The organism is uncultured Methanofollis sp. (assembly GCF_937919355.1).
Taxonomy (GTDB): Archaea; Halobacteriota; Methanomicrobia; order Methanomicrobiales; family Methanofollaceae; genus Methanofollis.
Genome location: NZ_CALFSA010000105.1, coordinates 23211 through 46446 on the forward strand (window position 1 = coordinate 23211; position 23236 = coordinate 46446).

Below are 23236 nucleotides of genomic sequence, written 5' to 3' on the forward strand. Positions count from 1 at the left end.
GGGGTTAATTGATCTGTTCCAATTTATACCCCTTCTTGGCCAGCAATTCCTTGACCCTTTCCTTGTGGTTACCCTGAAGCTCGATGGACGTGTCCTTGACAGTCCCGCCGCAGGCAAGTTTAGCTTTGAGGAATTTGGTGAGGTCTGCAAGGTCGATGTCGTAGGGATCGAGCCCCTCAATGATGGTGACTTCTTTCCCGTATCGACGTTTATTGATCTTGACCTGAATCCTCTGCTGTTCCTTTGCGACCTCCTCACAGATACACAGTTCCTTTGGTAGTCCGCATTTGGGACATATCCCACCATTCATTAGTTATACCTTCAAGTTCTCGTTATATATTCCTTGGCATGAATATCCTTTCCATCCACCGAATATGTATTTTGAGGGTGACTATTCCCTCTCTCCGCCACCTCCTGATCGCACCCGTTATCCACTCCGACAGCAAACCAGAGATCAATGTCCTTGATGGTCCTCGGGACCGCCTCCCATGTCGGCAAGAGCACGATCGTCTCCGGGCTCTGCCGGGCTTTCAGGAACCGCCAGATCACGAACGCTCCCTTCAAGTCCCAGAACATGAGCCTCAACTCCTGGGTGACGGCCGACGGCGCCGAGATCGGGATCGCCCAGGCCGAGCAGGCGCGGGCGGCGGGTGTCGAACCCACGGCGGATATGAACCCCGTCCTCCTCAAGCCGAAGGGGGACATGGTCTCGCAGGTCGTCCTCTTCGGGCAACCGTATAAGGACGTGCGGATCGGGGAGTACTACCAGGAGACCGACGACCTGCTGGAGAGAGCGGTCGGTGCGTTCAGGAGGCTGGAAGAGCGTTACGGCACCGTCGTCGTCGAGGGTGCGGGTGGTGCGGCCGAGGTGAACCTCTACGACCGCGACATCGCCAATATACGCCTCGCCCGGGCCCTCCGCCTCCCTATCCTCCTCGTCGCCGACATCGAGAGGGGCGGGGTCTTTGCCCAGGCCTTCGGCACCATCTCACTCCTCCCCGAGGACGTCAGGCCCCTCGTCGCCGGGGTCATCGTCAACAAGTTCAGGGGAGACCTCTCGCTCTTCGACAGCGGGGTGAAGGCGCTGGAAGACCTCTGCGGTGTCCCGGTCCTCGGCGTCGTTCCGTACGCCGAGACGGGCATTGCCTCCGAGGACTCCCTCTCCATCGGGGACAAGCAGGCACGGGAGAGTCCCATCAGGATCGCCGTCATCAGGCTCCCCCACATCTCGAACTTCACCGACTTTGAACTCCTCGAACGCCATGCTGCGGTCACCTACGTAAAGCCCGGCGACCCCCTTGCGGGCTACGACTGCATCATCCTCCCCGGCACCAAGAACACCATCGACGACCTTGCCGCCCTCCGTGTATCGGGGACGGCCGACGAGATCTGCCGCATGCGGGAGGCGGGCGTGCCTGTCATCGGGATCTGCGGCGGCTACCAGATGCTCGGGACAGACCTCGTCGATGCCGGTTATGAGTCGGGCAAACCTGTCGAGGCCGAGGGCCTCGGCCTCCTCGACCTTGCGACCACCTTCACCGCTTACAGGAAGACGACCCGCCAGGTGCGGACCCGTGCCGCCCCGGTCCCGCCGATCCTCTCCCGGTTCGGTGAGGTGGAAGGCTACGAGATCCACATGGGCGAAAGCCTGAGGGGTGGGTGCAGGGAGGCCTTCGACGGCGACGGTGCGGTGAGCGACGACGGCCTCGTATTCGGGACCTACCTCCACGGCATCTTCACCCGTCCGGCGGCCGCCGTCGCACTCCTCTCCTATCTTGCCGAAAGAAAAGGGCTCGACCCTGCGGGTATGGGCGCCTTCAGGGACCCGTACGACGAACTCGCCGCACTCCTCGAAGAGCACCTGAACATGGAGGCGATTGTCGGCCTTGCTCTCGGGAGGGTGCGATGATTTATGTCGGGAGGGTGCGTACCTGTGTCGGGAAAAGATCTGTGGAGTGAGAGAGCATGGTGATGCGGTGTTCCTTTACCCTTGACCCGGAGATGCTCGACAGCATCGACGCCTTTGCGAAAAAGCAGTCGATCGAGCGGAACGAGGCGATCCTCGAACTGATCGAGACGGGGTTTGCAGGCCTTGAGAGCGGCAAAGAGATCGAGATCAAGAAACAGCGGGCATTCGAGGAATACGCCCTGATCAGGCGCGAGATCGACGAACTCAAGGAACTCGTCCAGAATATGCGCGACGAACTGCGGTTGATCCACCACACCCTCGAGGTCGACTACAGCAAGGAGGCCCGCGGCGTCCCGTACCAGACGAGGAACATCTGGGACTACCTGATGAGAAAAAAAGATTAACTGATGACCGTCGTGATGCTCCGAAAGCCTTCGCCGCCGCCGTCGTCGCACTCCACGGCGCTCACCCGTTCCAGTCTCACCCCGTCGGTCGCCCTCTTCAGCATGCAGTAGGCGCGGGCCGGGGAGGTCACCCACCGCCCGCCCTCGCAGAAGCGGACTGAATGGACGCAGAACCGGCAGTTGTCCAGGATCCGCGCCGCCCCTGCCTGGCAGGGGACCGCCCCCCCTTTCCCGACCTTCAGAACCCGCATTTCACTCCTCCCGGTACCACACGGCCGTGTAACCGGCGTCAGCGAGGGTCCGGTCGGCGTCGGCGTGCCAGTCGTCCCCCTCACCGCCTGCACGGGGGACGACCTCTCTCTCCCAGAGGGCCTTCAGAACGGGATCGTCTGTCCTGAGGTCGAGTCTCCCCTTCAGTTCGCCGACGACTTCGCCGTGGGCGAGCACCCGCATCCTGCAGCAGGCGAAGTTCCGGCAGAATGACGGGCGTGAGGCGTGGACCGTGCAGACGTATGTCCCCTTCTCCGCCCGCAGGAAGGGGCAGGCGGCGGTTTTGGTCCACTGGACCGACGGGCGCCTGAAGGCCGGGAGGTAGCGGTCCTCTACCTTCGCCGTGAATGCCTCGCCGGTGACCGTGACGGTGCACCTGAACTCCTGCGGCCCTGTCTGCCGCTGGACCTTTACAGAGCGGCCGAAACCCATGCAGCACCTGCCGCAGAGGGTGCAGGCGAAGGGCGCTTCTCTCATACCTCATACTCTTCCCGACGGCCGATATCATTTTCCATTCCAGTAAGTTCAAATGGTTTTTCGCGCCATCCTTCTTCACTATGAAGGTCTGCATCATGTGCGGGGGCGAAGGGACCCGCCTCCGCCCGCTCACCTTTGAGCGGCCCAAACCCTGCATTCCGATCGTGAACCGACCCTCGATCACCCATCTCGTCACCCACCTCGCCGACCTCGGTTTCACCGAGATGGTCCTCACCCTGGGATACAAGGGGGACGACATCGAAGAGGCCCTCGGAGACGGTTCGCTCTTCGGCGCCGAGATCACCTATGTCCACGAGGACATCAAACTCGGGACGGCCGGGAGCGTCAAGAACGCCCAGCAGTTCCTGGACGGCGCCCCCTTCCTGGTGGTCGGCGGCGACCATGTGGCAGACCTCAACCTGCTGGAGTTCTACCGGGAGCACCTGAGACGCGACGCCGTCGCCACTATCGGCCTCATCTCCATCGACGACCCCTCGGAGTACGGCATCGCCGAGATCGACGTGAACTACTGCATCAAGCGCTTCAAGGAGAAGCCCGGCCCCGGCGAGATCTTCTCAAACCTCGCCTCGACAGGGATGTACGTCTGCAGCCCGGAGATCTTCGACTATATCCCGGCGGGCGAGAAGGTGGACTTCGCACGGAACGTCTTCCCCCGCCTCCTCGACGAAGGGAAGACCATCCGCGCCTGGCTCGCCCGCGGCAACTGGAGCGACGTGGGCAGTCCACGGTCCCTGCGGCAGGCCGAACGCTGGAAGTTGCAGGAGATCACGACGACGAACATCTCCGGCGACCTCCATGTGAAGGGTGCGAAGATCGTCGGCCCTGTCTCCCTCGGCGGGTCCCTCTCTCTCGGGAACAACTCCCAGATCATCGGACCGGTCTCGATCGGGCGGGGGACGACCATCGAGAGCAATGTCCTCATCGGCCCGTACACGAGCATCGGGGAGGACTGCGTGATCAAGAGCAACGCAAAGATCTTCTCTGCCTCCATCTACAACCAGGTGGTCATCGGCACGGGCACGACCGTTTCCGGTGCGATCATCGACAACGACACGATCATCGGTGACGGGTGCTCCATCGAGAACGATACGGTCATCGGCCCGCGGGTCGTCATCCAGAACAGGGTGACCATCCACTCAGGGACCCGCCTCTGGCCCGAGGTGATCGTCCCCGACGGGACGGTCGTCAAGGAGCACGTCCTCAACGACAAATACGATGTGCGTTACGAGGGGTCGTAAGGACCTCACTTTTTTAGGGCTGCGGGCGGCAGTCCTTTGGTTGAGACTATAGGAGAAGGCAGTGGATTGGTTTCCCGCGCTCTCCCATCCCCTACCCTATCCTGATGGCAGGGGGTCCGGGGGTGAAACCCCCGGGGCAGTCATAAGAGTTTTGCAGGATCTGATTCCCTCCACCTGATGAAAATCCTGTTTTGAGGGAAAGGCGGCTGATCGGTGTCCCCGATGGAGGTTATGGGGTCAAGGAGGATCTGTCGACCCGAGAATGAGGGTTTCTCCAGAACCTGAAAAAAAGAATTCCGCGGGTCCTATCCGGACGCCCCTCTAACTCTGCCTGACCAGGCGGTGGGTGACGGCGACGAGGGGGTGGCGGGCGTAGTCCATGACCTTGATGTCGTCGAGGTTCCTGAGGTTCTGGGCGTGGGCGGTCCTCTCCATCCCGAGTTCAAAATTCTCGGCGACATTGATGATATAGGCGTCAAGGGTCTTGTATCCAAGCCTCTTTGCGGCGATTGCACGGTGGTGGCCGTCGACGAGGATGTAGCGCCCCGGCCTCTTCACCACGATCAGGGGTTCGGCCAGTCCCTTCTTGATCTCGTAGATCCTCCCCTCCAGTTCGTCCTCGTAGATCTTCGCCTGGGTGGGGAGCAACTGGTCGATGGGCACGAAACCCCGCGAGAGAGTGGGTTCGATGCTGTGGAGACGCCTGAGCGTGTCCATAAAATTGTAGACTTTCTCCGGGGAGACGTGCTCGATCTGTGACCTGACCACGTCGGCATTCGAGATGATCCCGATGAGGTGGTTGTTCTCGTCCACCACCGGGAGTTTCTGGATCCCTGACCTGAAGATCACGCGGGCGGCGTCGTTGACACTCATCTCCGGGTCGGCAACGATGAGGTGACGACTCATGACCCGCTCGACCGGCGTTCCGGGGTGGATCGTCAGGAGGTCGCGTGCGGAGATATAGCCCACGACCTCTTTTTTATCGTTGACGACCGGGAAACCGTCGTGTCTGGTCTTCTGGATCTTGTCGATGACGTCCTTGGCCGTTTCGTTGGCGCCGACAGTGACGACATCGTAGGTCATGTAGTCCTTGACCCGCTTCTTATCCATTAACATCTCTTGTAACCAAGGCTACATCAAGGATTCGGTGATATATAGCGTTTGTGGAAAAAAAGGTGAGAATCGGCGGTTACTCGATCGGGATGAGCGTACCCCTCTCGATCTCCTCTTTTTTGAAGTGGACCTCGAGGACGCCGTTCTTGAAGGTGGCGCTCGCTCCCTCTTCTTTGACCTCGGCCGGGAGAGAGATCACTCTCTTCATAGTCCCGTAGTAGCGTTCCCGCATGGCATATCCTTCCTTCCCGCCCTCTCTCTCTTCTTTCTGGACTGCTGAGATCTCGAGGAGCTTCGGGTTGATGAGCCGCAGCGAGATGTTATCCTTATCGGCGCCCGGCAGGTCTGCGACGACGATGACCTCGTCGTCATGCGCATAGACGTCCACTCTCGGCCCTTCTCCCCTGAGCATGGGGAAGGTGCGACCCGGTGCCGACTCGGCGAGGAGGGACTGGAAGCGGCCCTCCATCTCGGCCCGCATCTCGTTCATCATCTCGTCGAAATCTCTCCAGAATGAATAAACTCCACGTCTTGGTGCCATATTTTTCTTCTCCTTACACCCTGCGCATGGTGCTAACCTTTTGTAAGCGCTCATACTATATACGTGTTGCCCAATGCACGGACAGCGTCCTTTATGGGCTGGTGATGCGATTGAGTACATAATGGTCAGCAAACCAAAGACGCGCACCCCGGAAGAGAAAGGTTCCGGGAAGAGAACGAAGACGCAGATCGCGATGCTGGTCTTCGGTGTGCTCTTTGCCTTCCTCATGGTGGCTTCGTATGCCGTGCCGGCAATGAGCGCGTTCAAGAGCGTAAAGCCCGGTGACTCTGTCCTGGTCGACGTCACCATCCGCGATGACGCGGGCATTCCGGTCCTCACGACGAGCCAGCAGATCCAGGCCGACGAGTATGCGAAGAATCGGGCCGTTTTCTGGACCCCCTCGATGAGCCTGATCGCCGGTGCTGAGTCCTCGGACGACACCTTCATCCACCCGGTGCAGGCGAGCATTTACAACTCGGTGCAGGGCGACTTCGGCCTCCTCCCCTGGGAGATGACCGCCCTCACCGATGGCGTCCTCGGCATGCGTGAGATGGAGACGAAGAAGGTCCCGCTCAACACTGAAGTCTCGGCCATCACCGTCGGGGCGGACGAGTCGGATCGCCTGGGCCTGAACTTCACCCAGGTCAATGTCGGCGACCGTTTCATCAGGCAGATGACGATCACGAAGAACGCAACGGTCTTCACCGACCCGGCCTCCTCGATCTCATACTTCCGGATCGGGAAGGTCACCCAGAAAAACAGTGAAAATCTGACTGTTGACTTCACCTACGGCACTGCCGACGTGACCGTCAGGTCGATCACCTCGGCGTGATCCCGGTGGGTATTTATACCCACACTCTCTTTTTCTGCCCATGACGCTGAGGATCCTCTGCTATTTCCAGGAGGGGTGCATGGGGTGCATGGAGCAGGAACCGATCAACCGCGAGGTCGAGCGGACCTTCGGGGTGACGGTCGAGGAACGCGACGCCATGAAACATCCCGAGGATATCCGGAGATACGCCCTGACCGTGACCCCCACCGTCCTCGTCCTCGTGGACGGCGAGGTCAAAGAGCGTTTCGAGGGGGTCGCCCACACCGAGACCCTCGGTGCGGCGATCGAGAAATACCGGTGAGGGCGGGGCCCCGCCCCCATTTTTTCCGGGGAAAAAAGACGTGATGGGTGCGGGGGTCTTCACACCCTGTACGCATAGATACGCTTGATCTTTTTTGCAACCGTCTTCCAGCCTTCCTTTCTGAGGATAGGGCCGTCGCGGAGTTTAATGTGGGAGACGCGGAAGGTCACCTTGCCGATGGTGTAGACCTCGTTGACGGCGAAGAACTCCTCGCCGTCGCACTTTTTGTAGAGGGGGAGGGTCTTTGCCCTGTCGTGGACTGACACCCTGACCACCACCTCCTCGATCACACGCGTCCAGAGGGCGGTGATCTCCGGCGCCTTCGCCGTTACGACTCTCTTCGGGCCCACCTCGATCGCCGTCACTTCGACCGAGACACCTTCGTCGCCGCACTCGGCGACAAGATAGTCGCCAACAGAACAGACGTCCTCTTCGAGGAGTTCGACGGTGCCGACCTCTGACTCCTTCTCGCGGCTCACGATCGCCTTCACCGGGATGATCGTCTCTGTTGGTTTCGGAACATGATGGACGGCCCCGCAGATGGTGCAGCGCACCAGGAGGTCGCCCGCCTCCTTGAGGAGGTCGTGATCGGTCTCGTCCTCGCACTGCGGACAATGGGTGGTGATGTACATTTCAATAGAATGAGGGCACACCATTATTAAAAGATGAAGGCGCAGGACACAATCCACTGTTTTGGGCATGCCAATGTGCAGGCCCTCCACCGCACCACCTTCGAGGTGACGAAGGAGGCCGACCTTTCGCCGGCCGGCGACTGTATCATCGGCGTCTCGGCAGACAAGGGCGCCGCAGACCTCGACCCCGCCCTGAAGACCCTTCTCGCCGACGACCGCGCCGAGGTGACCACCCGCCTCCGTGCCGGCGGTATCGAGGTCGTCGTCAGGTCGCACGGCAGCGCCGCCCTCACCCTCAACCACCCGACCGACCTTGTCTGGCGGCGGAGCACCTTTGCCTGCGGGAGGACCGTGACTGTCGGGTCGGACACCGTGGCCAGGACGATCGACCGGCGCCTCGTCGCCGCACTTGCCGACGGCGCCGACCTCATCGTTGAGATCGAGGCGTCCGTCCCGGAGTAGGGCGACGGAGAACAACTGATACCGAACTCTATCTGTTCTGCTATCAGAGGATAGGAGGGATGGCAGCATCCTCTCCAAACACAGAGTTTACCCGCTTGAGATTCAATCCTGAGCGGGGGTCCGGGGGGAACAAGCGTAGCGAGTTCGAGAAGACTGTTAGGTCTTCGCTGGTAGTCCCCCGGAGGAGAATGCCGATCCACTGCCTTCCCCATGATGTCCGCCGGGGGATCTATCGAAGATCAAAGATCTTCTCTAACTCCCTCCGGTCGTCCCCCACTTGCGATTGGTCCCGGGAAGAGCGAACAGGAGATCCTGCCTCCAGGCCCAAGCACACTAGAAAAGGATATTTTCAGCGTCGATTTCTCGTTACACTCCAAGGGATACCCTCTACCCCTGCGTCACTTCCGTGATCTTCATCTCGGCCTCCTCGAGGAGGCGCTCGCAGCGGCGGATCAAATCCTCCCCGCGCTCGTACAGGGCGATGCTCTCCTCGAGACCCGTCGAGGTGTCCTCGATCTTTTTTATCGTCTCTTTCAGTTCGTTCAGGAGTTCTTCATATGTCTCTGTCATGTCTCACACGCTCCGCAACAACCGTGCATTCACCGTCGGCAAACCGCAGGTCGAGGCGGTCGCCCGCTGCAATAGACCCCGCCGAGCGCACCACCTCCCCGCCCCTCCTCACCAGCACATAACCCCGGCGCACCGGCGCAAGAGGGTCTGACGCCGCGAGACGGGCCGCAAGTCCGGCAAGGGCGAGGCGCTCTTGTGCTGTCCTCCCCCCATAGCCCCGCCTCATCCTCTCCTCGAGGTCGGCGAGGCGCTGCCTCTCCTCTTCGACCCGCCGCCCGACCCTCTCCGGCCTGAACCGGAAGGAGAGGGCGTCGAGGTCGCCCCGGCACCTCTCGACCCTGCCGAGGACGGCGTCCTGCAACCTCCGCCTCTCCCCCTCCAGACCGGCACGGAGGTCGGCGCGGTCGGGCACCGCCAGTTCTGCGGCGGCCGAGGGCGTCGGTGCCCGCAGGTCGGCCGCGAGGTCGGCAAGAGTCACGTCCACCTCGTGGCCCACCGCACTGATCACCGGCGTCGTGCACGCCGCGATCGCCCGTACCACCTCCGGCCTGTTGAAGGGGAAGAGGTCCTCGAAACTCCCCCCGCCCCGTGCCACGATGAGCACGTCGGCCAGACCGTCGGCACGCCTGATCGCCTCCGCGATCTCGAGGTGGGCCGTCTCCCCCTGCACCGCCGTCGGCGAGAGGAGAATTTCCACCGGGTACCGCCGGGAGAGGACATTCTCGATATCGTGGAGGACCGCGCCCGACGGCGAGGTGACGACGGCGACCCGCCGGGGAAAGGGCGGGACTCCCCTCTTCCGCCCCGCCGCAAAGAGACCTTCGGCCGCCAGGTCCCTCTTCCAGCGCTCGACAAGGAGGTGCTTCTCGCCCTCTCCCGCGAGGCGCATGTCCTCGACATAGAACTGGTACTTCCCCTGCGGCTCGTACAGTCCCACGTGCCCGTAGGCGATGACGTCCATCCCGTTCCCCGGTTCGAAGGCGAGCGCCCGCGCACTCCCCCGGAACATCACCGCGTTGATGACCGCACTCCTCCCCCCTCTCGCCTCGGAGAGCGAAAAATAGCGGTGGCCCGAGGAGGCATGGGTGTAGTTCGTCACCTCGCCCCGCACCCAGCACCCTGCCAGTGCCGGGAGATCGAGGGCGTCCCTGATGATCGCCGTGACCTCCAGGACGCCCCGCACCCCGTCAAGCCCAGGATCCATTGTTTTTATCGTGGGCCGACGACCTATAAGAACCTGCCATGGCACGTCTCGCCACATCAAGCATGTTCTTTCACGAATACCCCCTCGACGAGATCTTCGCCTCGGTCGAGGAGGCAGGCCTCGGCGGCATCGAGTTCTGGGTCGAGACCCCGCACTTCTGGCTGCGCGGCCTCCCCTTCGCCGACCTCGACGCCGCTGTCAGGGCACACCCGGCCCTCGCCCCCATCACCTTCCACGCCCCTGTCCTCGACCTCAACCCCTGCTCCATCAACCCCCGTGTTGCCGCCGCCTCCCGGCAGTATGCCGTCGAAGCCGTCGACCTCGCCGCCGCCGTCGGCGCGGAGGTGGTCACCGTCCACCCCGGTCGCAGGACCGCAAAGAGGCGCCCGAGCGCCTACGACTACGAACACTTCAGGACCTACCTTGCGCTCCTGCGGGACGCCGCAGAAAGGACCGGCGTGAGGGTCGCCGTTGAGAACATGGAACTGACCGTCAACTCTCTCCTCAGCACCCCCGCCGCGGTGCGTGAGGTCCTCGACGCCAACCCCTGGCTCTCCTTCACCCTCGACGTCTCCCACGCCATGGCCGCCTCGCCCGGCGACGTCGGGCAGTACATCGACCTCTGCGCGGACCGGATCGCCAACGTCCACCTGAGCATTTTCGACGGCGGAAAGATGCACCTCCCCGTCACCGGGAACAGGTACGCGAGTGAGGTCGTCCGGGCGCTTGCCGCCGCCGGTTACGACGGTTCTCTCACCCTCGAGATCGAAGACAGGAATTTTTTGCATCCTCTCTCCATCGAGGAGAAGATCACTGTTTTGCGGCAGGAGAGGGAGTTCCTTGAAGACTGTCTCCCCTGAACGCTGGTTTTAAGACCTCACAGTACATAGTGCACTATTGTACTACATTTATGAACGATAGTTGGATAATGAGCCGTACACCGGCGTGGCAGCGATGACACCCGATGAAATTCTCTTGATCGGCTTATTCATCGCATGTCTCGTCCTCTCGGGTTTTTTCTCCAGTTCTGAAGTCGCCCTGATATCGATCACGCGGGCAAAGGTCCGCACCCTCGTTAACGAGGGTAAAAAAGGCTCCGACGCACTCGCACGCCTGAAGGAATACCCCGACCACATCCTGGTCACCATCCTCATCGGTAACAACGTCGTCAACATTGCCGCCGCCTCCCTTGCGACGGCTTTTGCCATCGACCACTTCGGGAACGCCGGCGTCGGCATCGCCACCGGCGTCGTCGTCATCCTCACGCTCATCTTCGGCGAGATCGGGCCGAAGACCTATGCGACGAGGTACACCGAGAGACTGGCCCTCTTTTCCGCTCCGATTATCCTTGTCCTTGTGAAACTCCTCTACCCTGTCCTCTGGTTCTACGACACGTTGACCGCGCGCATCTCCCCTGGTGCGGGCCTCGCCGAACCGTCTGTCACCGAGGAGGAGATCAAGGAATGGATCGACGTCGGCGAGGAAGAGGGGATGATCGAGGAGGAGGAGAGGCAGATGCTCTACTCCGTCTTCAAGTTCGGAGACACGACCGCTCGCGAGATCATGACCCCCCGCCTGGACGTCGTGATGATCGAGGACACCAGTACGCTCGACAACGCGATCACCCTCTTCAACGAGACCGGCCTCTCCCGTCTCCCGGTGTACCACGACAAGGTCGACAACGTCGTCGGCATCCTCAACATCAAGGACGTCTTCGCCGCCGAGTTCTCCAAAAAGGAAATCGTTACGATCAGGGAACTGATGCACGAGGCCCACTTCGTCCCGGAGAGCAAGATGATCGACGAACTCCTCAAGGAGATGCAGGTCAAGAAGGTCCACATGGCCATTGTCCTGGACGAATACGGCGGCTTTGCCGGCGTCGTCACTATCGAGGACATCCTGGAGGAACTTGTCGGCGAGATCCTGGACGAGTTCGACGAAGAGGAACCCTCTGTCCAGAAACTCGGCGAGGGCGTTTATATGGTGGACGCGCAGGTCTGGGTCGAACACCTCAACGAGGAACTCGGCACAAAACTCCCAACCGGCGAGGGCTATGAGACCGTCGGCGGCCTCCTCTTCACCATCCTCGGCCACATCCCCCTCCGCGGCGAGGTCGTGAAACTGGAGGGCGGGATCACCCTTGCGGTGATGCAGATGCGGGGACGCCGGATCGTGAAGGTCAAACTGATCCTCCCGCCTCCTGTAAAGGAGGACGAAGAGGCACGGTGAGTGAAGGGGGACTACCCCTTCCCCGCTCAGGACAGGGACGGCATGGTTATTTCCCTTCCCGGGATTGCCTGCCTGTCTTCCCGGTCCACCAACTCCCGCTCCCACAAGTTAATACCTCCCCACGCCGACATGTGAGCATGAAGCGCATTGCAGTGCTGGCATCTGGAAGAGGCTCCAACTTCCAGGCCGTCATCGACGCGGTCAGTGCCGGTACGATCAGGGCCAGGTGCGTCAGGTTGATCACCGACAAACCCGGCGCCTACGCGATCACCCGCGCAGAACAGGTCGGCATCCCGGTAACAGTCCTCGACTACGCCTCGTACCCCTCGAAACAGGCCTACGAGGCCGACCTCCTTGCGGCGATGCGGGACTGCCGCGCCGACCTCTTCGTGCTTGCCGGGTATATGCGCATCGTCGGCGACGCCATCGTGGAGGCCTTTGCCGGTCGGATGATCAACATCCACCCGGCCCTCCTCCCCAGTTTCACCGGCCTCCACGCGCAGAGACAGGCGATCGAGTACGGCGTGAAAGTCTCCGGGTGCACCGTCCACTTCGTCGATACCGGGCTTGACAGCGGTCCGATCATCGTTCAGGCCTGCGTCCCCGTCGTCGACGGTGACGACGAGGACACCCTGGCCGACCGTATCCTGACCGAAGAACACCGCATTCTCCCCCGCGCCGTCGCTCTCTTCTGTGATGACCGTCTCCAGGTCGAAGGACGACACGTGAGAATCCTGCCCCCGCCCAAGGCTCTTTGAGTCTGGGCGATCAATCTGATTTTATACGATGGCCATGCGCTGGAAATCCCATACCCCCGGCACGAAACGGATTGCAGAGGAACGGATCGCCCGCCTCTTCGCCCTTGCCGGCGAAGCCTTCGGCGCCGACCCCGCCCGTGCAGACCGATACGTGGCACTCGCCCGCCAGATCGCCATGCGCCAGCGCATCCCGGTCCCGCGTGACCTGCGGCACCGCTTCTGCAGGCGTTGCTGCTCGTACCTCGTCCCCGGCGCCAATGCGAGGGTGCGGGTGCAGCATGGGAAGGTGATCGTCACCTGCCTCGTGTGCGGCCATCAGAAAAGATATCCGGTGGTGAAGAGACATCGACAAGAATGAATTGTTCCAGGACCTCAAGCCGACCGTCTGGATCGGCAAGAGCGGGTATTCAGAGACCCTCATCGAGGAGATCAGGCTCCAGGTGAAGGTGCGGAAGTACGTCAAGATCAAGTGGCTCCGCAGCACCGACGTGGACCCCGAGGAGATCGCACGCCTTGCGAAGGCCGACCTCGTGGGCGTGCGCGGGCGGACGATGGTGCTTGCAGAACGGGGCCGCGGCGGGAGTCAGGGACGCTGATCCGGTCCCCCCTCTTCTCCCTGGTTTTCGGTCTGATTACCGGGAAACTCCGGGGATTTCCTGCTCGAAATATATAAAAACATCCATGGCAAATAGATAAAGACTGGTAACATCGATCGTTACAGTGAGGTTAACCAATGACAACTGTATATGACATCCCGGCTGAGATGCTCATCACGCAGGTTGCTCGCGATCTTAAGGAGCTCCCTGCCATCCAGCCACCCGAGTGGGCGGCAGTCGTCAAGACCGGGGTCCACAAGGAGATGCCTCCCGAGGACACCGAATGGTGGTACGCGAGGACCGCATCTGTTCTTCGCCGGATCTACATCGACGGTCCGGTCGGCGTTGAGAGACTGAGAAGCGCATATGGTGGGAAAAAGAACCTTGGCTCGAACCCGAACCATTTCCGGAAGGGCAGCGGTTCTATCCTGAGAAAGGCAATCCAGCAGCTCGAAGCGGCTGGCTTTGTTGAGAAGGTCGCCGGCGGCCGGCAGGTGTCGGCAAAGGGCCGCGCCTTTATGGACGGCGCTGCGCACGGTCTCCGCGCTGCAGCGACTGAAGCTGCGCCTGAACTGGCGCACTACTGATGCGGTGAGGGATACTGATGGGTGACGATGAACTCTCTGAGATCAGACGCAAGAGAATGGAGCAGCTCCAGCGGCAGGCCACCGAACAGCAGGCCATGCAGGAGGATCTGGAGCGGCAGAAGAGAGCTGAATCAGAGATGCAGCTTGCGCTCATGCAGATCCTGGAACCCGAGGCACGGGAACGGCTGAACACGATCAAACTCACGAAACCCGAGTTTGCCCGTGCTGTGGAGCAGCAACTTGTGATGCTCGCCCAGAGCGGCCGGATCAGGCAGAAGATCACGGACGAGCAACTCAAGGCGCTGCTGATGCAGGTCGCCCCGCCGAAAAAAGAGTTTCGCATCACACGAAAATAGATGAAAGCCGGTCTTCTCTTCAGCGGAGGAAAGGACAGTTCCCTTGCAGCTCTGATGCTTGCACGGGACTACGAGGTCGAACTCAATACCTTTGTCTTCGACCCCGAGCGTGAGCTGCCGTCGGTCGAGGCTGCGGCCCGTGCGCTCGGTCTTCCCTGGCACAAAAGGTCGTTCGGTCTCGAATATCTCGACGAGGCGGCGCATATGGTGCTCGCCTCGGGCTACCCGAACGACGCCATCACCGCCGTGCACCGGCGGGCCGTCGAGGCCCTGGCACAGGAGTACGAGGTGGTCGGAGACGGCACGCGGCTCAACGACCGTGTGCCGATGCTGACGAAGAGCGATGTGCTCCGCATCGCAGACCGGTACGGATGTTCTTATGTCCGACCCCTCCTCGGATATGGGAAGGCCGAGGTGCAGCGCCTTGCCGGGCGATACCTTATCTTTGCGAACGGCGAGACGGGCACCCTCGGAAACGGGGACTACGAGTACGAGATCAGGGCCGCCATCGAGCGCATGGGACACCACTGTGAAGGGCTCTTCCCTCCGCACCATGGTCAGTCCCTTGTCGTTGGTGCGACCGGCACCTGAGAGATGGTGAAAATACCATGAGCAAGGTAACAAAGGGCCGGAAGATCCGGCTGGCTAAGGCGTGCATGCAGAACCGGAGGGTTCCTGCATGGGTAATGGTTCGGACGAAGCGCCAGGTGACAACTCACCCGAAGAGGCGCATGTGGAGAAGAAGCACGCTGAAGGTGTAGAGTCATGGTCGAAGTCTTAAAGGAACAGGTCTATGTTATCCCTCTCCGCAACACCAGGCGCGCTCCCCGGTGGAGACGCTGCAATGCCGCGGTGAAGGACATCAGGGCGTACCTGGCCCGTCACATGAAGAGCGAGAACGTCAAGCTTGACAGCAGCATCAACGAGAAGATCTGGGAGCACGGCAGCCAGAAGCCTCCGGTACAGATCCGTATCCGTGCCATGAAGTTCGAGGACGGCCAGGTCCAGGCTGAACTCGCTGCTGAGGAGTGAAATGCAGAGAACGATCGCCTTTGCCGCAGATCCCCATATCGGTGTCTTTGCGCGGGCCTTTGAGGAGTTCGCCGTCGTCTCGCCGACCGCACCCGACGCCTTCGTGGCGGCGGTCGCCGAGGCGCTCGACGTCGAGGTGGTCAGGACAACCATCCAGGGGTCCTCGATCATCGGTTCACTCCTTGCCGGCAACTCGAATGGCATGGTTGTCAGCGGGCTTGCGACCGAGGACGAACTCGCCGTCCTGAAAGAGTACGGTGAGGTCATGACCCTCGGTACCTCGATGAATGCAGCCGGGAACGTTATCCTCGCGAACGACCAGTTTGCGGCGGTGCACCCCGAGATGCCGATCGAGGTGGCTGAGGCGGTCGGGACGTTCCTCGGCGTGCCTGTCAGACGTCTTACCTTCGGCGGGATCAAGACCGTCGGGATGGCGGCAGTTGCCACGAACAAAGGTGTTCTCATCCATCCGCGGAGCAGCGATGCAGAGGTCGCCCGTCTTGCCGAATGTGCGGAAGGGCTCCAGATCGGGGCCGGGACCGTCAACATGGGCGGGGGCCTCGTGGGGACCGGTGTCCTTGCGAACAGCAAGGGGTATATCGCCGGTCTTGAGACCACCGGTTTCGAGCTTGGAAGAATAGAGGAAGTTTTTGGCTTTCTGGAGTGATTGTTATGGCTATGCAGAAGTTTGAAGTCACAGGTGCCTGCCAGATCGGCGACTCCTGGCAGCCCTTCACGAAGGTGGTCTCGGCCCCGAATGAGGATGTTGCCCGGAAATACATTTATGCCGAGATCGGGAGCAGACACCACCTGAAGAGAAATTATATCTCAATCAAGGGCGTTACGGTAGTAGGTGAGTAAAAATATGGATGAGGCCGACCCGCGGGAGCTGCAGTCGCTCCAGTATTACCTAAACGAGTACGGACAGCAGGCAGAGGTCTTTGCCCACCAGCTGCAGGTGCTGGACCAGCAGAGACTCGAGTCCCTCGCAGCGGTCGAGACCCTCCAGTCCCTGAGCAGTGCAGAAGACGGTACGGTTCTTCTCCCTCTTGGCGGCGGTGTCAGCGTCAGGGTGCAGGTACCTGACCCGGAGAACGTGCTCGTCGCCATCGGGGCAGGGGTGACGGTCGGGCGGAGTGCCGCCGAGGCCGTATCCTATCTCGAAGACCGGGCCCGCGAACTCGAAGCCTCTGAAAAGAAACTTTCCGAGACGATCGAAAAGGTCCGGGCACAGATGAACGAGATCGCCGCCCGCCTTGACGCCGCCTACCGCCAGCAGCAGCAAACGGCTCCGGGCAGGTAATCCCCATGTTTGAGGGCCTCAGGAACAAGCTACAGAGTATCAGGGAGAAGTTCGGGACCTCCATCAGGGATGCGGCCGGTTCTGACGTGCGGGAAGTGGAAAAGCCGGTCGAAGCACCGTCCCCGGCGCCGCAGCCCGAAACCGTATCCGCGCCTGTTTTGCCGGAAGCGCCGAAAGTCGCCCCGGCCGAGCCTGAAAGGGTTGTCCCTGCCCCTGTCAAGACTGTTCCGGTCGAGCCGAAGAAACCGGAAGGGATCTTCTCGCGTGTCAGGTCCTTTGTGATCGAGCGCGAACTCGTCATCTCCGAGAAGGACATCGAGGAACCCCTGACCGACCTTGAGATGGTGCTCCTTGAGAACGACGTCGCCCTCGAGGTCTCGGACGCGATCCTGGCGTATATGCGCGAGGACCTCGTCGGGAAACACCGGAAGATCGGTTCCTCCGTGGACGATATCGTCAGTACGGCCCTGCGTGGGGCGCTCCTCAAGGTGCTCGGCGACGGTTTCGACCTCCCTGCCTACATCGACAGCCACGAGAGACCGGTGAAGATCCTGGTGACCGGCGTGAACGGCACCGGCAAGACGACGTCGATCGCCAAGATGGCCCATTACCTGATGGGCCAGGGCTATTCCGTCGTCCTCGGTGCCGGCGACACCTTCAGGGCCGGTGCGATCGAGCAGATCGAGGAGCACGGCCGGAGGCTGGACGTCAAGGTGATCCACCACCAGGAAGGTTCAGACCCTGCGGCCGTCCTCTTCGATACGGTGGACTACGCAAAGGCCCACGGTATCGACGTGGTCCTTGCCGACACCGCCGGCCGGTTCCACAACAGGAAGAACCTGATGAACCAGCTCGACAAGATCCGCCGGGTGGTGAAGCCCGACCTCGTCGTCTACGTTGATGAGGCGGTCGCCGGGAACGACGCCGTCGTCCGGGCGAAGGACTTCAACGACCTTGTCGGGACCGACGCCGTGATGCTCACGAAGGCCGACATGGACCCGCGGGGCGGTGCGGCGATCTCGATCGCCCAGACGATCGGGAAACCGATCCTCTTCCTGGGCACCGGTCAGGCCTACGATGACATCGTGCCCTTCAGGCCCGAGGCCGTCGTGGACGAACTCCTTGGAGTGGAAAAATAATGTTAGACTCGCTCAGTTCATCCCTGAAAGACGCGTTGAAGAAGATCGCGGGCAAGACAGTCGTCGACCGTGCGGCAGTGGAGGAGCTGGTGCGCAGTCTCCAGCGCGCCCTGTTGCAGGCCGACGTCAACGTCAAACTCGTGATGCAACTCTCCCAGTCGATCAAGAGGCGTGCCCTCGAAGAAGAGCCGCCGAAAGGGATGAACGTGCGCGAGCACGTCCTGCGGATCGTCTACCAGGAACTGGTCGGGCTGATGGGCGGGGCCGGGAAGGTGGAACTCGCGCCGCAGACGATCCTGATGGCCGGCTTGCAGGGGAGCGGCAAGACCACGACGACCGCGAAACTCGCTCGCTACTTCCAGAGGAAGGGCCTGAAGGTCGGGCTCATCTGCGCCGACACTTTCAGGCCGGGCGCCTACAGCCAGCTCGCCACCCTTGCGAAGAAGATCAATGTCCCGATCTTCGGCGACCCGAACGAGAAGGACGCCCTGAAGATCGTCCGCGAGGGCATGAAGCACTTTGCCGGGGCGCAGGTCCGGATCATCGACACCCAGGGGCGCCACGCCCTTGAAGACGAACTGATCGAGGAGATCGTCAACATCAACGAGATCGCGCGGCCCGACCACCGCTGGCTCGTCATCGACGCCGCCCTCGGGCAGCAGGCGTCCGAGCAGGCGCGCCGTTTCAACGATGCGATCGGGATCGACGGCGTCCTGCTCACGAAGATGGACGGCACGGCCAAAGGCGGCGGCGCCCTCTCCGCGGTCTCGGAGACGAAGAGCGGCATCGTCTTCGTCGGCGCCGGCGAGACGATCGAAGACCTTGAACGTTTCGAGCCCGATGGTTTCATCTCCCGTCTCCTCGGCATGGGCGACCTGAAGGCCCTCGCCGAAAAGGCCGAGGAAGTGATAGCCGACGGCGATATGGACGTCAACGCCATCATGCGGGGCAAGTTCACCCTGCGGGACATGTACAAACAACTTGAGGCGGTGAACAAGATGGGGCCCCTCAAGCAGGTGATGTCCATGCTCCCTCTCGGCGGCCTCCAGATCCCGGACGACGCCTACGACGTCACCTCGACCAAGATGGATCGGTACAAGGTGATCATGGACTCCATGACGAACGCCGAACTCGACGACCCCCAGGTTATCTCGGGGTCGCACGTGCAGCGGATCTCCCGCGGCGCCGGCGTCTCGCCCGACGATGTCCGTGAACTCCTGAAATATTACCGGACCATGCAGAGGGCGCTGAAGGGGATGCGGGGGAGCAAGTTCTCCATGCAGCGCATGATGAAGCGCTTCGGGAAGATGCAGTAGATGAGACGCTTTGTGGTGGTCGGTCACCTTGCGAGCACCGACCCTGACTTTTCCCTGAACGACCTGCCGGGCGCCGGGAGGATGGACGAACTCTGCCGGTGCGTTGCGGCGTCTCTCTGCCTCTCCCACGGGATGAGGAAGGACGCCGAGTGCTGGCTTCTCCTCCTCGGCGGACCGAAGGCACCAAAGACGGTCAGGTTCTCGGGCGACGGCATGAGAAACCTCAGCCCCGACGAGAGAAACATCGCCGGACTCGTGAAAAAGGCCCTCGCCCTCCCCTGCGGCACGGTCTTCAGGGAGTCGAGTCCGGGGGTCTCGGTGCGGAAGGGGGGACTTGCCGAAGTGCTTGCCGGGTGCGGGTGCGCGGTGCTCGACGAGCACGGGGAGGACGTGCGGAAGGTGTCGGCCCTTCCGGACACTGTTCTCCTCTCCGACCACCTGAACTTTACCGACGACGAACAGGAGGCGATCGCGGGGTTGCCGGCCTACTCCCTCGGCCCCGCCGTCCTCCATGCTGACCAGGCGATTGTGGTCCTGCAGAACGAACAGGACAGGAGAGAGAGCGGATGGATCTGATCGAGACGGTCGGGGCGATCCTTGAGTATGGCCCGATCTGTGACCACTGCCTCGGGCGTTTCTTCGGGAAACGCTCGTTCGGGTTGTCCAATGATGAACGGGGGCGTGCCCTGCGGACGGCATATGCCCTGGAGAAGAACGAGCCTTTTACCGGTGAACCCGACGAGTGCTGGGTCTGCGGAAGGCTTTTCGACAACGTCGACCTCTGGGCCGGACGGGCTGCGGAGGCCGTGGGGGGGATCGAGCACACGACCTTCCTTGTGGGGACGCGTGTGCCCCCTCTCATGGCCGAGAGCGAGGAGATGGTCTGGAGCGACCTCTCCCTCGCCGACCCCGAACCCCTGAAGTCAGAGGCGAACCGCGAGGTCGGCAAGGCGGTCTCTGCACTGAACGGGAAAGTCGTGGACTTCAAGCGCCCCGACGTCGTCGCCATCCTGAACCTTGCGGAGGACAGGGTGGAGGTCGAGATCAACCCGGTCTACTTCCGGGGGCGGTACTTCAAGTACGAGCGGGGTATCCCGCAGACGCACTGGGACTGCCGGGTCTGCGGCGGCAAGGGGTGCGAGAGGTGCCACTTCACCGGGAAGATGTACGCCGACTCTGTCGAGGAACTCATCGGGAAGAAAGCGGTTGAGGCTTTCGACGCCGAGAACGCTGTCCTCCACGGTGCCGGGCGGGAAGACATCGACGCCCGCATGATCGGGAGCGGTCGGCCTTTCGTGATGGAAATGATGAACCCGAAGAAGAGGGACGTGGACCTCGCCGACCTCGAAGCCACGATCAATCAGTATGCCGAAGGACGCGTCGGAGTGAAACTTACCGGGTGGAGTTCTCACTCCGAAGTGGAAACCCTTAAATCGAACAAAGCGCATAAAAAATACAGGATTCTCGTTGAGGTCAGTGGAGAGATCTCCATCGACGAACTCAGATCCGCACTTGCCCGGCTGAAAGGGGCAGTGGTCCACCAGCGCACCCCACAAAGGGTTGCACACCGGAGAGCCGACCGGATCCGGGATCGCCAGGTGATCGATATCCAGTCACCCGGGATGCAGGACGACAAATTCGTTATCGAGGTTGTCGGCGAGGCCGGACTCTATATCAAAGAACTGGTCTCGGGCGACAATGGCCGGACGAATCCGAGTCTTGCCGGGATCCTGGGCAAAGACGCTCATGTCACCAGCCTCGATGTAGTGCTGGTGGAAGAACCAGAGAGTGGTGAATGCAATGGCACATCATAACGGTCCAAGGAAGAAGACACGGTATAAGTTTAAGAAGGATCTCAGGCGCCGTGGTCTGGTCCCTCTCACGGCAGTGATCCAGAAGTTCGAGATCGGGCAGAAGGTCCATATCGTCTGCGAACCGAGCGTCCAGAAAGGGATGCCTCACCGCAGGTTCCACGGGAAGACCGGCACCGTCGTCGGTCAGCGTGGCCGTGCGTGGCTTGTCGAGATCCCGGATGGAAACGCGACGAAGATTGTAATTTCGAGACCACAACATCTAAAGCCTCAGAGGCTATAAATCTGCACGAGTGATTGGCATGAAGGTAAAAGGAGTTATCAGCGAAGAGCGGATTACGCTCCCTGAGATGAGGGATCAACTCGCTCAGGTGGAAGCACAGCGCCGTGAGGCCGGGCAGGAGATGTCCTATGAACTCCGCCAGAGCATTGAACATGCCAATCACCTTTCCAAGACGACAGTGGAACAGTCCCATGCCCTGGTGGACTCCCTTCTCACCCTTGAGAAAATGAAACCCGACATCGCCTACCGTATCGCCAGCATCATGCCCCAGTCCAGGGACGAGTTGCGGGCGATCTACGCCAAGGAGCGCTACACGCTCTCCGGCGAGGAACTTGATGCTATTTTAGAGATGGTGATCACCCACCTCTGAGGGTTTTCTATGAAGGCTGAGAAAAAGGAGATCTACGCGGTAGTTGTGGACGTACTTCTTCAGGGACGTGCTGACGACCCGAAACCTGTCTTCAAGCGCGAACCGATCGTGCAGGCGGTCGGGACAGACCAGTTCAAACTCCTTGAACTGATCCCGAAAAAGGACGCCGATATCCAGATCCATGATACGGTCTATATCGGGGACGAGGCGCGGGATAAGGTCGAGCGGGTGAAGCGTCGGGTCGGATACAATGATCTGACGAACACAGGGAGGCTTGAACTTCCCTTTGCCATCGAGTCGATCGTGAAGGCGAACGAGGTCCGCTTCGTTGCGTTCTTCAATACGGCCGTCCCCATCACGCCGAAGCTCCACATGTTCCACCTGCTGCCGGGCGTCGGGAAGAAGTTGATGTGGGAACTGATCCAGGAGAGGGAGAAGAAGCCTTTCGAGAGTTTCGAGGACATTTCTCTGCGGATCAAGTCCCTGCCGAACCCGGTGAAACTGATCGTCGGACGGGTGCTCGAGGAACTCGAGGACCCTGAGGTGAAGTACCGTCTGTTTACGGCAAAATGAAGGCACGGCACGACCAGCATTTCCTCACCGACCCGCGGGCTGTCAGGCGGATCGTCGCTCTCGCCCCTGTTTCAGGACGGCGGGTGCTCGAGATCGGGCCTGGCGAGGGGGTGCTGACTGCCGAACTTCTTTCGGCGGGGGCGAGGGTCGTTGCAATAGAACTCGACGGCGCTCTGGTCGAGGATCTGTCCTCTCGTTTTGCCCCGGAGATGGCGTCGGGCCGGTTTGAACTGGTCCATGGCGACGCTGTGAAGGTGCCGTATCCTTCTTTCGATATTGTCGTTGCGAATCTTCCCTATTCTGCGTCGTCGCCGATCACGTTCCGTCTCCTTGAGGCGGGTTTCGAGTCTGCGGTGCTGATGTACCAGCGTGAGTTTGCGGAGAGGATGGCGGCGAGGGTCGGGACGCCGGAGTGCGGGCGTCTCTCGGTGATGGTCCAGACCTACGCCGACGTGGAACTCTGTTTCAACCTCCGGCCGGGGGCTTTCTCCCCGCCGCCGAAGGTCGCTTCGACGGTGGTCCGCCTCACGCCGCACGATCCGCCGTACTTTATTGCGGACCGCGGGGTGTATGCGGACGTGGTGCGGGAACTTTTCTCCCACCGGCGAAAGACGGTGCGGAATGGTCTTCGCGGGGCGCGGGCATCCCTCGGGAAGGAGAACGTGGAGAGGGCGGTCCGCGAACTCCCGGAGGAGATCCTCTCGATGCGGCCGGAGGAACTTTCCCTGATGCTCTTTGCGATGATCGCAAACCTCTGCGTGCCTGAAGAGTGAGTCGTTAGCCGGGGACGGGCCCGGACTCCGGTGTCGTCCTGTGATCCGCCTCCCTGCTCGCGGTTCCGAGTGCCTCCGCGGCGGCGGGGGTGAGGAGGTACTTCGTCTTTTTTCCGTCGCGGTACGATTCGACGAC

At 61.3% G+C, this 23236-nt stretch carries 35 protein-coding genes; 27 read left to right on the top strand and 8 right to left on the bottom strand.

Translation table 11 applies throughout. The features are described 5' to 3' along the window. Positions 1-4: 4 nt before the first annotated feature. Positions 5-310: a stress response translation initiation inhibitor YciH gene (gene yciH / locus Q0520_RS04860; protein ID WP_298667216.1), complete on the bottom strand. Its 306-nt coding sequence runs from the start codon at positions 308-310 to the stop codon at positions 5-7. Between the two features lie 147 nt (positions 311-457). Between yciH and Q0520_RS04865 the strand changes: the two genes are divergently transcribed. Together Q0520_RS04865 and Q0520_RS04870 are read left to right on the top strand one after the other, a co-directional pair. Further along, a complete protein-coding gene (locus tag Q0520_RS04865) occupies positions 458-1909 on the top strand; it encodes a cobyric acid synthase (RefSeq protein ID WP_298667218.1) in 1452 nt (483 codons plus the stop codon). A 56-nt stretch (positions 1910-1965) separates the two neighbouring features. Continuing rightward, a complete protein-coding gene (locus Q0520_RS04870; protein ID WP_298667220.1) occupies positions 1966-2313 on the top strand; it encodes a type II secretion system protein E in 348 nt (115 codons plus the stop codon). Here Q0520_RS04870 and Q0520_RS04875 read toward each other — a convergent pair. Then, positions 2310-2564 carry a hypothetical protein gene (locus tag Q0520_RS04875; RefSeq protein WP_298667222.1) on the bottom strand — a complete coding sequence of 85 codons (255 nt, stop codon included), beginning with the start codon at positions 2562-2564 and terminating at the stop codon, positions 2310-2312. The two genes, Q0520_RS04870 and Q0520_RS04875, sit on opposite strands and share 4 nt — an antisense overlap. A gap of 1 nt (position 2565) precedes the next feature. After that, the gene (locus tag Q0520_RS04880) at positions 2566-3060 is read right to left on the bottom strand and encodes a YkgJ family cysteine cluster protein (RefSeq protein WP_298667225.1); all 495 of its coding nucleotides are present in this window, start codon (positions 3058-3060) and stop codon (positions 2566-2568) included. A gap of 95 nt (positions 3061-3155) precedes the next feature. On the opposite strand from Q0520_RS04880, the gene Q0520_RS04885 reads away from it, so the two are divergent. Then, positions 3156-4319, top strand: a complete 1164-nt coding sequence (locus tag Q0520_RS04885; protein ID WP_298667227.1) for an NDP-sugar synthase — start codon at positions 3156-3158, stop codon at positions 4317-4319. 321 nt (positions 4320-4640) lie between these two features. Here the strand turns inward: Q0520_RS04885 and Q0520_RS04890 are convergent, their stop codons facing one another. Both Q0520_RS04890 and Q0520_RS04895 read right to left on the bottom strand, forming a co-directional pair. Next, positions 4641-5429: a CBS domain-containing protein gene (locus Q0520_RS04890; protein WP_298667281.1), complete on the bottom strand. Its 789-nt coding sequence runs from the start codon at positions 5427-5429 to the stop codon at positions 4641-4643. 79 nt (positions 5430-5508) lie between these two features. After that, complete coding sequence (locus Q0520_RS04895) at positions 5509-5973, bottom strand: Hsp20/alpha crystallin family protein (RefSeq protein ID WP_298667229.1); 465 nt, start codon at positions 5971-5973, stop codon at positions 5509-5511. A gap of 121 nt (positions 5974-6094) precedes the next feature. Between Q0520_RS04895 and Q0520_RS04900 the strand changes: the two genes are divergently transcribed. Then, positions 6095-6805: a hypothetical protein gene (locus Q0520_RS04900; protein WP_298667231.1), complete on the top strand. Its 711-nt coding sequence runs from the start codon at positions 6095-6097 to the stop codon at positions 6803-6805. A 40-nt stretch (positions 6806-6845) separates the two neighbouring features. After that, the gene (locus Q0520_RS04905) at positions 6846-7106 is read left to right on the top strand and encodes a thioredoxin family protein (RefSeq protein WP_298667233.1); all 261 of its coding nucleotides are present in this window, start codon (positions 6846-6848) and stop codon (positions 7104-7106) included. Between the two features lie 59 nt (positions 7107-7165). On the opposite strand, the gene Q0520_RS04910 is transcribed toward Q0520_RS04905, so the two are convergent. Then, positions 7166-7738, bottom strand: a complete 573-nt coding sequence (locus Q0520_RS04910; RefSeq protein WP_298667235.1) for an HVO_0476 family zinc finger protein — start codon at positions 7736-7738, stop codon at positions 7166-7168. A gap of 33 nt (positions 7739-7771) precedes the next feature. On the opposite strand from Q0520_RS04910, the gene Q0520_RS04915 reads away from it, so the two are divergent. After that, positions 7772-8200, top strand: coding sequence for a DUF371 domain-containing protein (locus tag Q0520_RS04915; RefSeq protein ID WP_298667237.1), 429 nt, complete (start codon positions 7772-7774; stop codon positions 8198-8200). Positions 8201-8587: 387 nt separating this feature from the next. On the opposite strand, the gene xseB is transcribed toward Q0520_RS04915, so the two are convergent. Together xseB and xseA are read right to left on the bottom strand one after the other, a co-directional pair. Continuing rightward, positions 8588-8770 carry an exodeoxyribonuclease VII small subunit gene (xseB, locus tag Q0520_RS04920; protein WP_298667239.1) on the bottom strand — a complete coding sequence of 61 codons (183 nt, stop codon included), beginning with the start codon at positions 8768-8770 and terminating at the stop codon, positions 8588-8590. Continuing rightward, complete coding sequence (gene xseA / locus Q0520_RS04925; RefSeq protein WP_298667240.1) at positions 8754-9974, bottom strand: exodeoxyribonuclease VII large subunit; 1221 nt, start codon at positions 9972-9974, stop codon at positions 8754-8756. The genes xseB and xseA overlap by 17 nt, the downstream gene beginning before the upstream one ends. Positions 9975-10012: 38 nt before the next feature. Between xseA and Q0520_RS04930 the strand changes: the two genes are divergently transcribed. From Q0520_RS04930 to rsmA, 21 genes are all read left to right on the top strand, one after another. After that, complete coding sequence (locus Q0520_RS04930) at positions 10013-10834, top strand: sugar phosphate isomerase/epimerase (protein WP_298667242.1); 822 nt, start codon at positions 10013-10015, stop codon at positions 10832-10834. Positions 10835-10928: 94 nt separating this feature from the next. After that, positions 10929-12203 (top strand): hemolysin family protein, encoded by a 1275-nt coding sequence (locus tag Q0520_RS04935; protein ID WP_298667283.1) that lies wholly within the window; start codon positions 10929-10931, stop codon positions 12201-12203. Positions 12204-12340: 137 nt separating this feature from the next. After that, on the top strand, positions 12341-12961 hold the full coding sequence (purN, locus tag Q0520_RS04940; RefSeq protein ID WP_298667244.1) for a phosphoribosylglycinamide formyltransferase: 621 nt from the start codon (positions 12341-12343) through the stop codon (positions 12959-12961). 28 nt (positions 12962-12989) lie between these two features. Next, a complete protein-coding gene (locus tag Q0520_RS04945; RefSeq protein ID WP_342765239.1) occupies positions 12990-13319 on the top strand; it encodes a ribonuclease P protein component 4 in 330 nt (109 codons plus the stop codon). 1 nt (position 13320) lies between these two features. Continuing rightward, positions 13321-13557, top strand: a complete 237-nt coding sequence (locus Q0520_RS04950) for a YhbY family RNA-binding protein (RefSeq protein ID WP_298667246.1) — start codon at positions 13321-13323, stop codon at positions 13555-13557. A 137-nt stretch (positions 13558-13694) separates the two neighbouring features. After that, positions 13695-14144 (top strand): 30S ribosomal protein S19e, encoded by a 450-nt coding sequence (locus Q0520_RS04955; RefSeq protein ID WP_298667248.1) that lies wholly within the window; start codon positions 13695-13697, stop codon positions 14142-14144. 17 nt (positions 14145-14161) lie between these two features. After that, positions 14162-14500 carry a DNA-binding protein gene (locus Q0520_RS04960; protein ID WP_298667250.1) on the top strand — a complete coding sequence of 113 codons (339 nt, stop codon included), beginning with the start codon at positions 14162-14164 and terminating at the stop codon, positions 14498-14500. Further along, positions 14501-15091 (top strand): alpha hydrolase, encoded by a 591-nt coding sequence (locus Q0520_RS04965; RefSeq protein ID WP_298667252.1) that lies wholly within the window; start codon positions 14501-14503, stop codon positions 15089-15091. It abuts the gene before it with no gap. A gap of 17 nt (positions 15092-15108) precedes the next feature. Beyond that, positions 15109-15261: a 50S ribosomal protein L39e gene (locus Q0520_RS04970; protein ID WP_298667254.1), complete on the top strand. Its 153-nt coding sequence runs from the start codon at positions 15109-15111 to the stop codon at positions 15259-15261. 4 nt (positions 15262-15265) lie between these two features. Next, entirely contained in the window at positions 15266-15532 is a 267-nt protein-coding gene (locus tag Q0520_RS04975) for a 50S ribosomal protein L31e (protein ID WP_298667255.1), read from the top strand. A gap of 1 nt (position 15533) precedes the next feature. Continuing rightward, positions 15534-16199, top strand: coding sequence for a translation initiation factor IF-6 (locus Q0520_RS04980; protein ID WP_298667257.1), 666 nt, complete (start codon positions 15534-15536; stop codon positions 16197-16199). A 5-nt stretch (positions 16200-16204) separates the two neighbouring features. Continuing rightward, positions 16205-16393 carry a 50S ribosomal protein L18Ae gene (rpl18a, locus tag Q0520_RS04985; RefSeq protein ID WP_298667260.1) on the top strand — a complete coding sequence of 63 codons (189 nt, stop codon included), beginning with the start codon at positions 16205-16207 and terminating at the stop codon, positions 16391-16393. A 4-nt stretch (positions 16394-16397) separates the two neighbouring features. After that, on the top strand, positions 16398-16835 hold the full coding sequence (gene pfdA, locus Q0520_RS04990) for a prefoldin subunit alpha (RefSeq protein ID WP_298667262.1): 438 nt from the start codon (positions 16398-16400) through the stop codon (positions 16833-16835). A 5-nt stretch (positions 16836-16840) separates the two neighbouring features. Continuing rightward, positions 16841-17974, top strand: a complete 1134-nt coding sequence (ftsY, locus tag Q0520_RS04995) for a signal recognition particle-docking protein FtsY (RefSeq protein ID WP_298667264.1) — start codon at positions 16841-16843, stop codon at positions 17972-17974. After that, positions 17974-19290 carry a signal recognition particle protein Srp54 gene (locus Q0520_RS05000; protein WP_298667266.1) on the top strand — a complete coding sequence of 439 codons (1317 nt, stop codon included), beginning with the start codon at positions 17974-17976 and terminating at the stop codon, positions 19288-19290. Before ftsY ends, Q0520_RS05000 begins: the two co-directional genes overlap by 1 nt. Then, positions 19291-19866: a tRNA (pseudouridine(54)-N(1))-methyltransferase TrmY gene (gene trmY, locus Q0520_RS05005; protein WP_298667268.1), complete on the top strand. Its 576-nt coding sequence runs from the start codon at positions 19291-19293 to the stop codon at positions 19864-19866. Further along, positions 19857-21104, top strand: coding sequence for a tRNA pseudouridine(54/55) synthase Pus10 (locus Q0520_RS05010; RefSeq protein WP_298667269.1), 1248 nt, complete (start codon positions 19857-19859; stop codon positions 21102-21104). The genes trmY and Q0520_RS05010 overlap by 10 nt, the downstream gene beginning before the upstream one ends. Further along, on the top strand, positions 21091-21384 hold the full coding sequence (locus Q0520_RS05015) for a 50S ribosomal protein L21e (RefSeq protein WP_298667271.1): 294 nt from the start codon (positions 21091-21093) through the stop codon (positions 21382-21384). Before Q0520_RS05010 ends, Q0520_RS05015 begins: the two co-directional genes overlap by 14 nt. A gap of 19 nt (positions 21385-21403) precedes the next feature. Continuing rightward, positions 21404-21754: an RNA polymerase Rpb4 family protein gene (locus Q0520_RS05020; protein WP_298667273.1), complete on the top strand. Its 351-nt coding sequence runs from the start codon at positions 21404-21406 to the stop codon at positions 21752-21754. A gap of 9 nt (positions 21755-21763) precedes the next feature. Beyond that, positions 21764-22327: a DUF655 domain-containing protein gene (locus tag Q0520_RS05025; RefSeq protein ID WP_298667275.1), complete on the top strand. Its 564-nt coding sequence runs from the start codon at positions 21764-21766 to the stop codon at positions 22325-22327. Next, the gene (gene rsmA / locus Q0520_RS05030) at positions 22324-23100 is read left to right on the top strand and encodes a 16S rRNA (adenine(1518)-N(6)/adenine(1519)-N(6))-dimethyltransferase RsmA (RefSeq protein ID WP_298667277.1); all 777 of its coding nucleotides are present in this window, start codon (positions 22324-22326) and stop codon (positions 23098-23100) included. The genes Q0520_RS05025 and rsmA overlap by 4 nt, the downstream gene beginning before the upstream one ends. Positions 23101-23236: the final 136 nt, after the last annotated feature.

Bases quoted from the DNA above. Each gene is read 5' to 3' on its own strand.
- yciH (WP_298667216.1), bottom strand. From the start codon at position 310: ATGAATGGTGGGATATGTCCCAAATGCGGACTACCAAAGGAACTGTGT.
- Q0520_RS04865 (WP_298667218.1), top strand. From the start codon at position 458: ATGTCCTTGATGGTCCTCGGGACCGCCTCCCATGTCGGCAAGAGCACG.
- Q0520_RS04870 (WP_298667220.1), top strand. From the start codon at position 1,966: ATGGTGATGCGGTGTTCCTTTACCCTTGACCCGGAGATGCTCGACAGC.
- Q0520_RS04875 (WP_298667222.1), bottom strand. From the start codon at position 2,564: ATGCGGGTTCTGAAGGTCGGGAAAGGGGGGGCGGTCCCCTGCCAGGCA.
- Q0520_RS04880 (WP_298667225.1), bottom strand. From the start codon at position 3,060: ATGAGAGAAGCGCCCTTCGCCTGCACCCTCTGCGGCAGGTGCTGCATG.
- Q0520_RS04885 (WP_298667227.1), top strand. From the start codon at position 3,156: ATGTGCGGGGGCGAAGGGACCCGCCTCCGCCCGCTCACCTTTGAGCGG.
- Q0520_RS04890 (WP_298667281.1), bottom strand. From the start codon at position 5,429: ATGGATAAGAAGCGGGTCAAGGACTACATGACCTACGATGTCGTCACT.
- Q0520_RS04895 (WP_298667229.1), bottom strand. From the start codon at position 5,973: ATGGCACCAAGACGTGGAGTTTATTCATTCTGGAGAGATTTCGACGAG.
- Q0520_RS04900 (WP_298667231.1), top strand. From the start codon at position 6,095: ATGGTCAGCAAACCAAAGACGCGCACCCCGGAAGAGAAAGGTTCCGGG.
- Q0520_RS04905 (WP_298667233.1), top strand. From the start codon at position 6,846: ATGACGCTGAGGATCCTCTGCTATTTCCAGGAGGGGTGCATGGGGTGC.
- Q0520_RS04910 (WP_298667235.1), bottom strand. From the start codon at position 7,738: ATGTACATCACCACCCATTGTCCGCAGTGCGAGGACGAGACCGATCAC.
- Q0520_RS04915 (WP_298667237.1), top strand. From the start codon at position 7,772: ATGAAGGCGCAGGACACAATCCACTGTTTTGGGCATGCCAATGTGCAG.
- xseB (WP_298667239.1), bottom strand. From the start codon at position 8,770: ATGACAGAGACATATGAAGAACTCCTGAACGAACTGAAAGAGACGATA.
- xseA (WP_298667240.1), bottom strand. From the start codon at position 9,974: ATGGATCCTGGGCTTGACGGGGTGCGGGGCGTCCTGGAGGTCACGGCG.
- Q0520_RS04930 (WP_298667242.1), top strand. From the start codon at position 10,013: ATGGCACGTCTCGCCACATCAAGCATGTTCTTTCACGAATACCCCCTC.
- Q0520_RS04935 (WP_298667283.1), top strand. From the start codon at position 10,929: ATGACACCCGATGAAATTCTCTTGATCGGCTTATTCATCGCATGTCTC.
- purN (WP_298667244.1), top strand. From the start codon at position 12,341: ATGAAGCGCATTGCAGTGCTGGCATCTGGAAGAGGCTCCAACTTCCAG.
- Q0520_RS04945 (WP_342765239.1), top strand. From the start codon at position 12,990: ATGGCCATGCGCTGGAAATCCCATACCCCCGGCACGAAACGGATTGCA.
- Q0520_RS04955 (WP_298667248.1), top strand. From the start codon at position 13,695: ATGACAACTGTATATGACATCCCGGCTGAGATGCTCATCACGCAGGTT.
- Q0520_RS04960 (WP_298667250.1), top strand. From the start codon at position 14,162: ATGGGTGACGATGAACTCTCTGAGATCAGACGCAAGAGAATGGAGCAG.
- Q0520_RS04965 (WP_298667252.1), top strand. From the start codon at position 14,501: ATGAAAGCCGGTCTTCTCTTCAGCGGAGGAAAGGACAGTTCCCTTGCA.
- Q0520_RS04970 (WP_298667254.1), top strand. From the start codon at position 15,109: ATGAGCAAGGTAACAAAGGGCCGGAAGATCCGGCTGGCTAAGGCGTGC.
- Q0520_RS04975 (WP_298667255.1), top strand. From the start codon at position 15,266: ATGGTCGAAGTCTTAAAGGAACAGGTCTATGTTATCCCTCTCCGCAAC.
- Q0520_RS04980 (WP_298667257.1), top strand. From the start codon at position 15,534: ATGCAGAGAACGATCGCCTTTGCCGCAGATCCCCATATCGGTGTCTTT.
- rpl18a (WP_298667260.1), top strand. From the start codon at position 16,205: ATGGCTATGCAGAAGTTTGAAGTCACAGGTGCCTGCCAGATCGGCGAC.
- pfdA (WP_298667262.1), top strand. From the start codon at position 16,398: ATGGATGAGGCCGACCCGCGGGAGCTGCAGTCGCTCCAGTATTACCTA.
- ftsY (WP_298667264.1), top strand. From the start codon at position 16,841: ATGTTTGAGGGCCTCAGGAACAAGCTACAGAGTATCAGGGAGAAGTTC.
- Q0520_RS05000 (WP_298667266.1), top strand. From the start codon at position 17,974: ATGTTAGACTCGCTCAGTTCATCCCTGAAAGACGCGTTGAAGAAGATC.
- trmY (WP_298667268.1), top strand. From the start codon at position 19,291: ATGAGACGCTTTGTGGTGGTCGGTCACCTTGCGAGCACCGACCCTGAC.
- Q0520_RS05010 (WP_298667269.1), top strand. From the start codon at position 19,857: ATGGATCTGATCGAGACGGTCGGGGCGATCCTTGAGTATGGCCCGATC.
- Q0520_RS05015 (WP_298667271.1), top strand. From the start codon at position 21,091: ATGGCACATCATAACGGTCCAAGGAAGAAGACACGGTATAAGTTTAAG.
- Q0520_RS05020 (WP_298667273.1), top strand. From the start codon at position 21,404: ATGAAGGTAAAAGGAGTTATCAGCGAAGAGCGGATTACGCTCCCTGAG.
- Q0520_RS05025 (WP_298667275.1), top strand. From the start codon at position 21,764: ATGAAGGCTGAGAAAAAGGAGATCTACGCGGTAGTTGTGGACGTACTT.
- rsmA (WP_298667277.1), top strand. From the start codon at position 22,324: ATGAAGGCACGGCACGACCAGCATTTCCTCACCGACCCGCGGGCTGTC.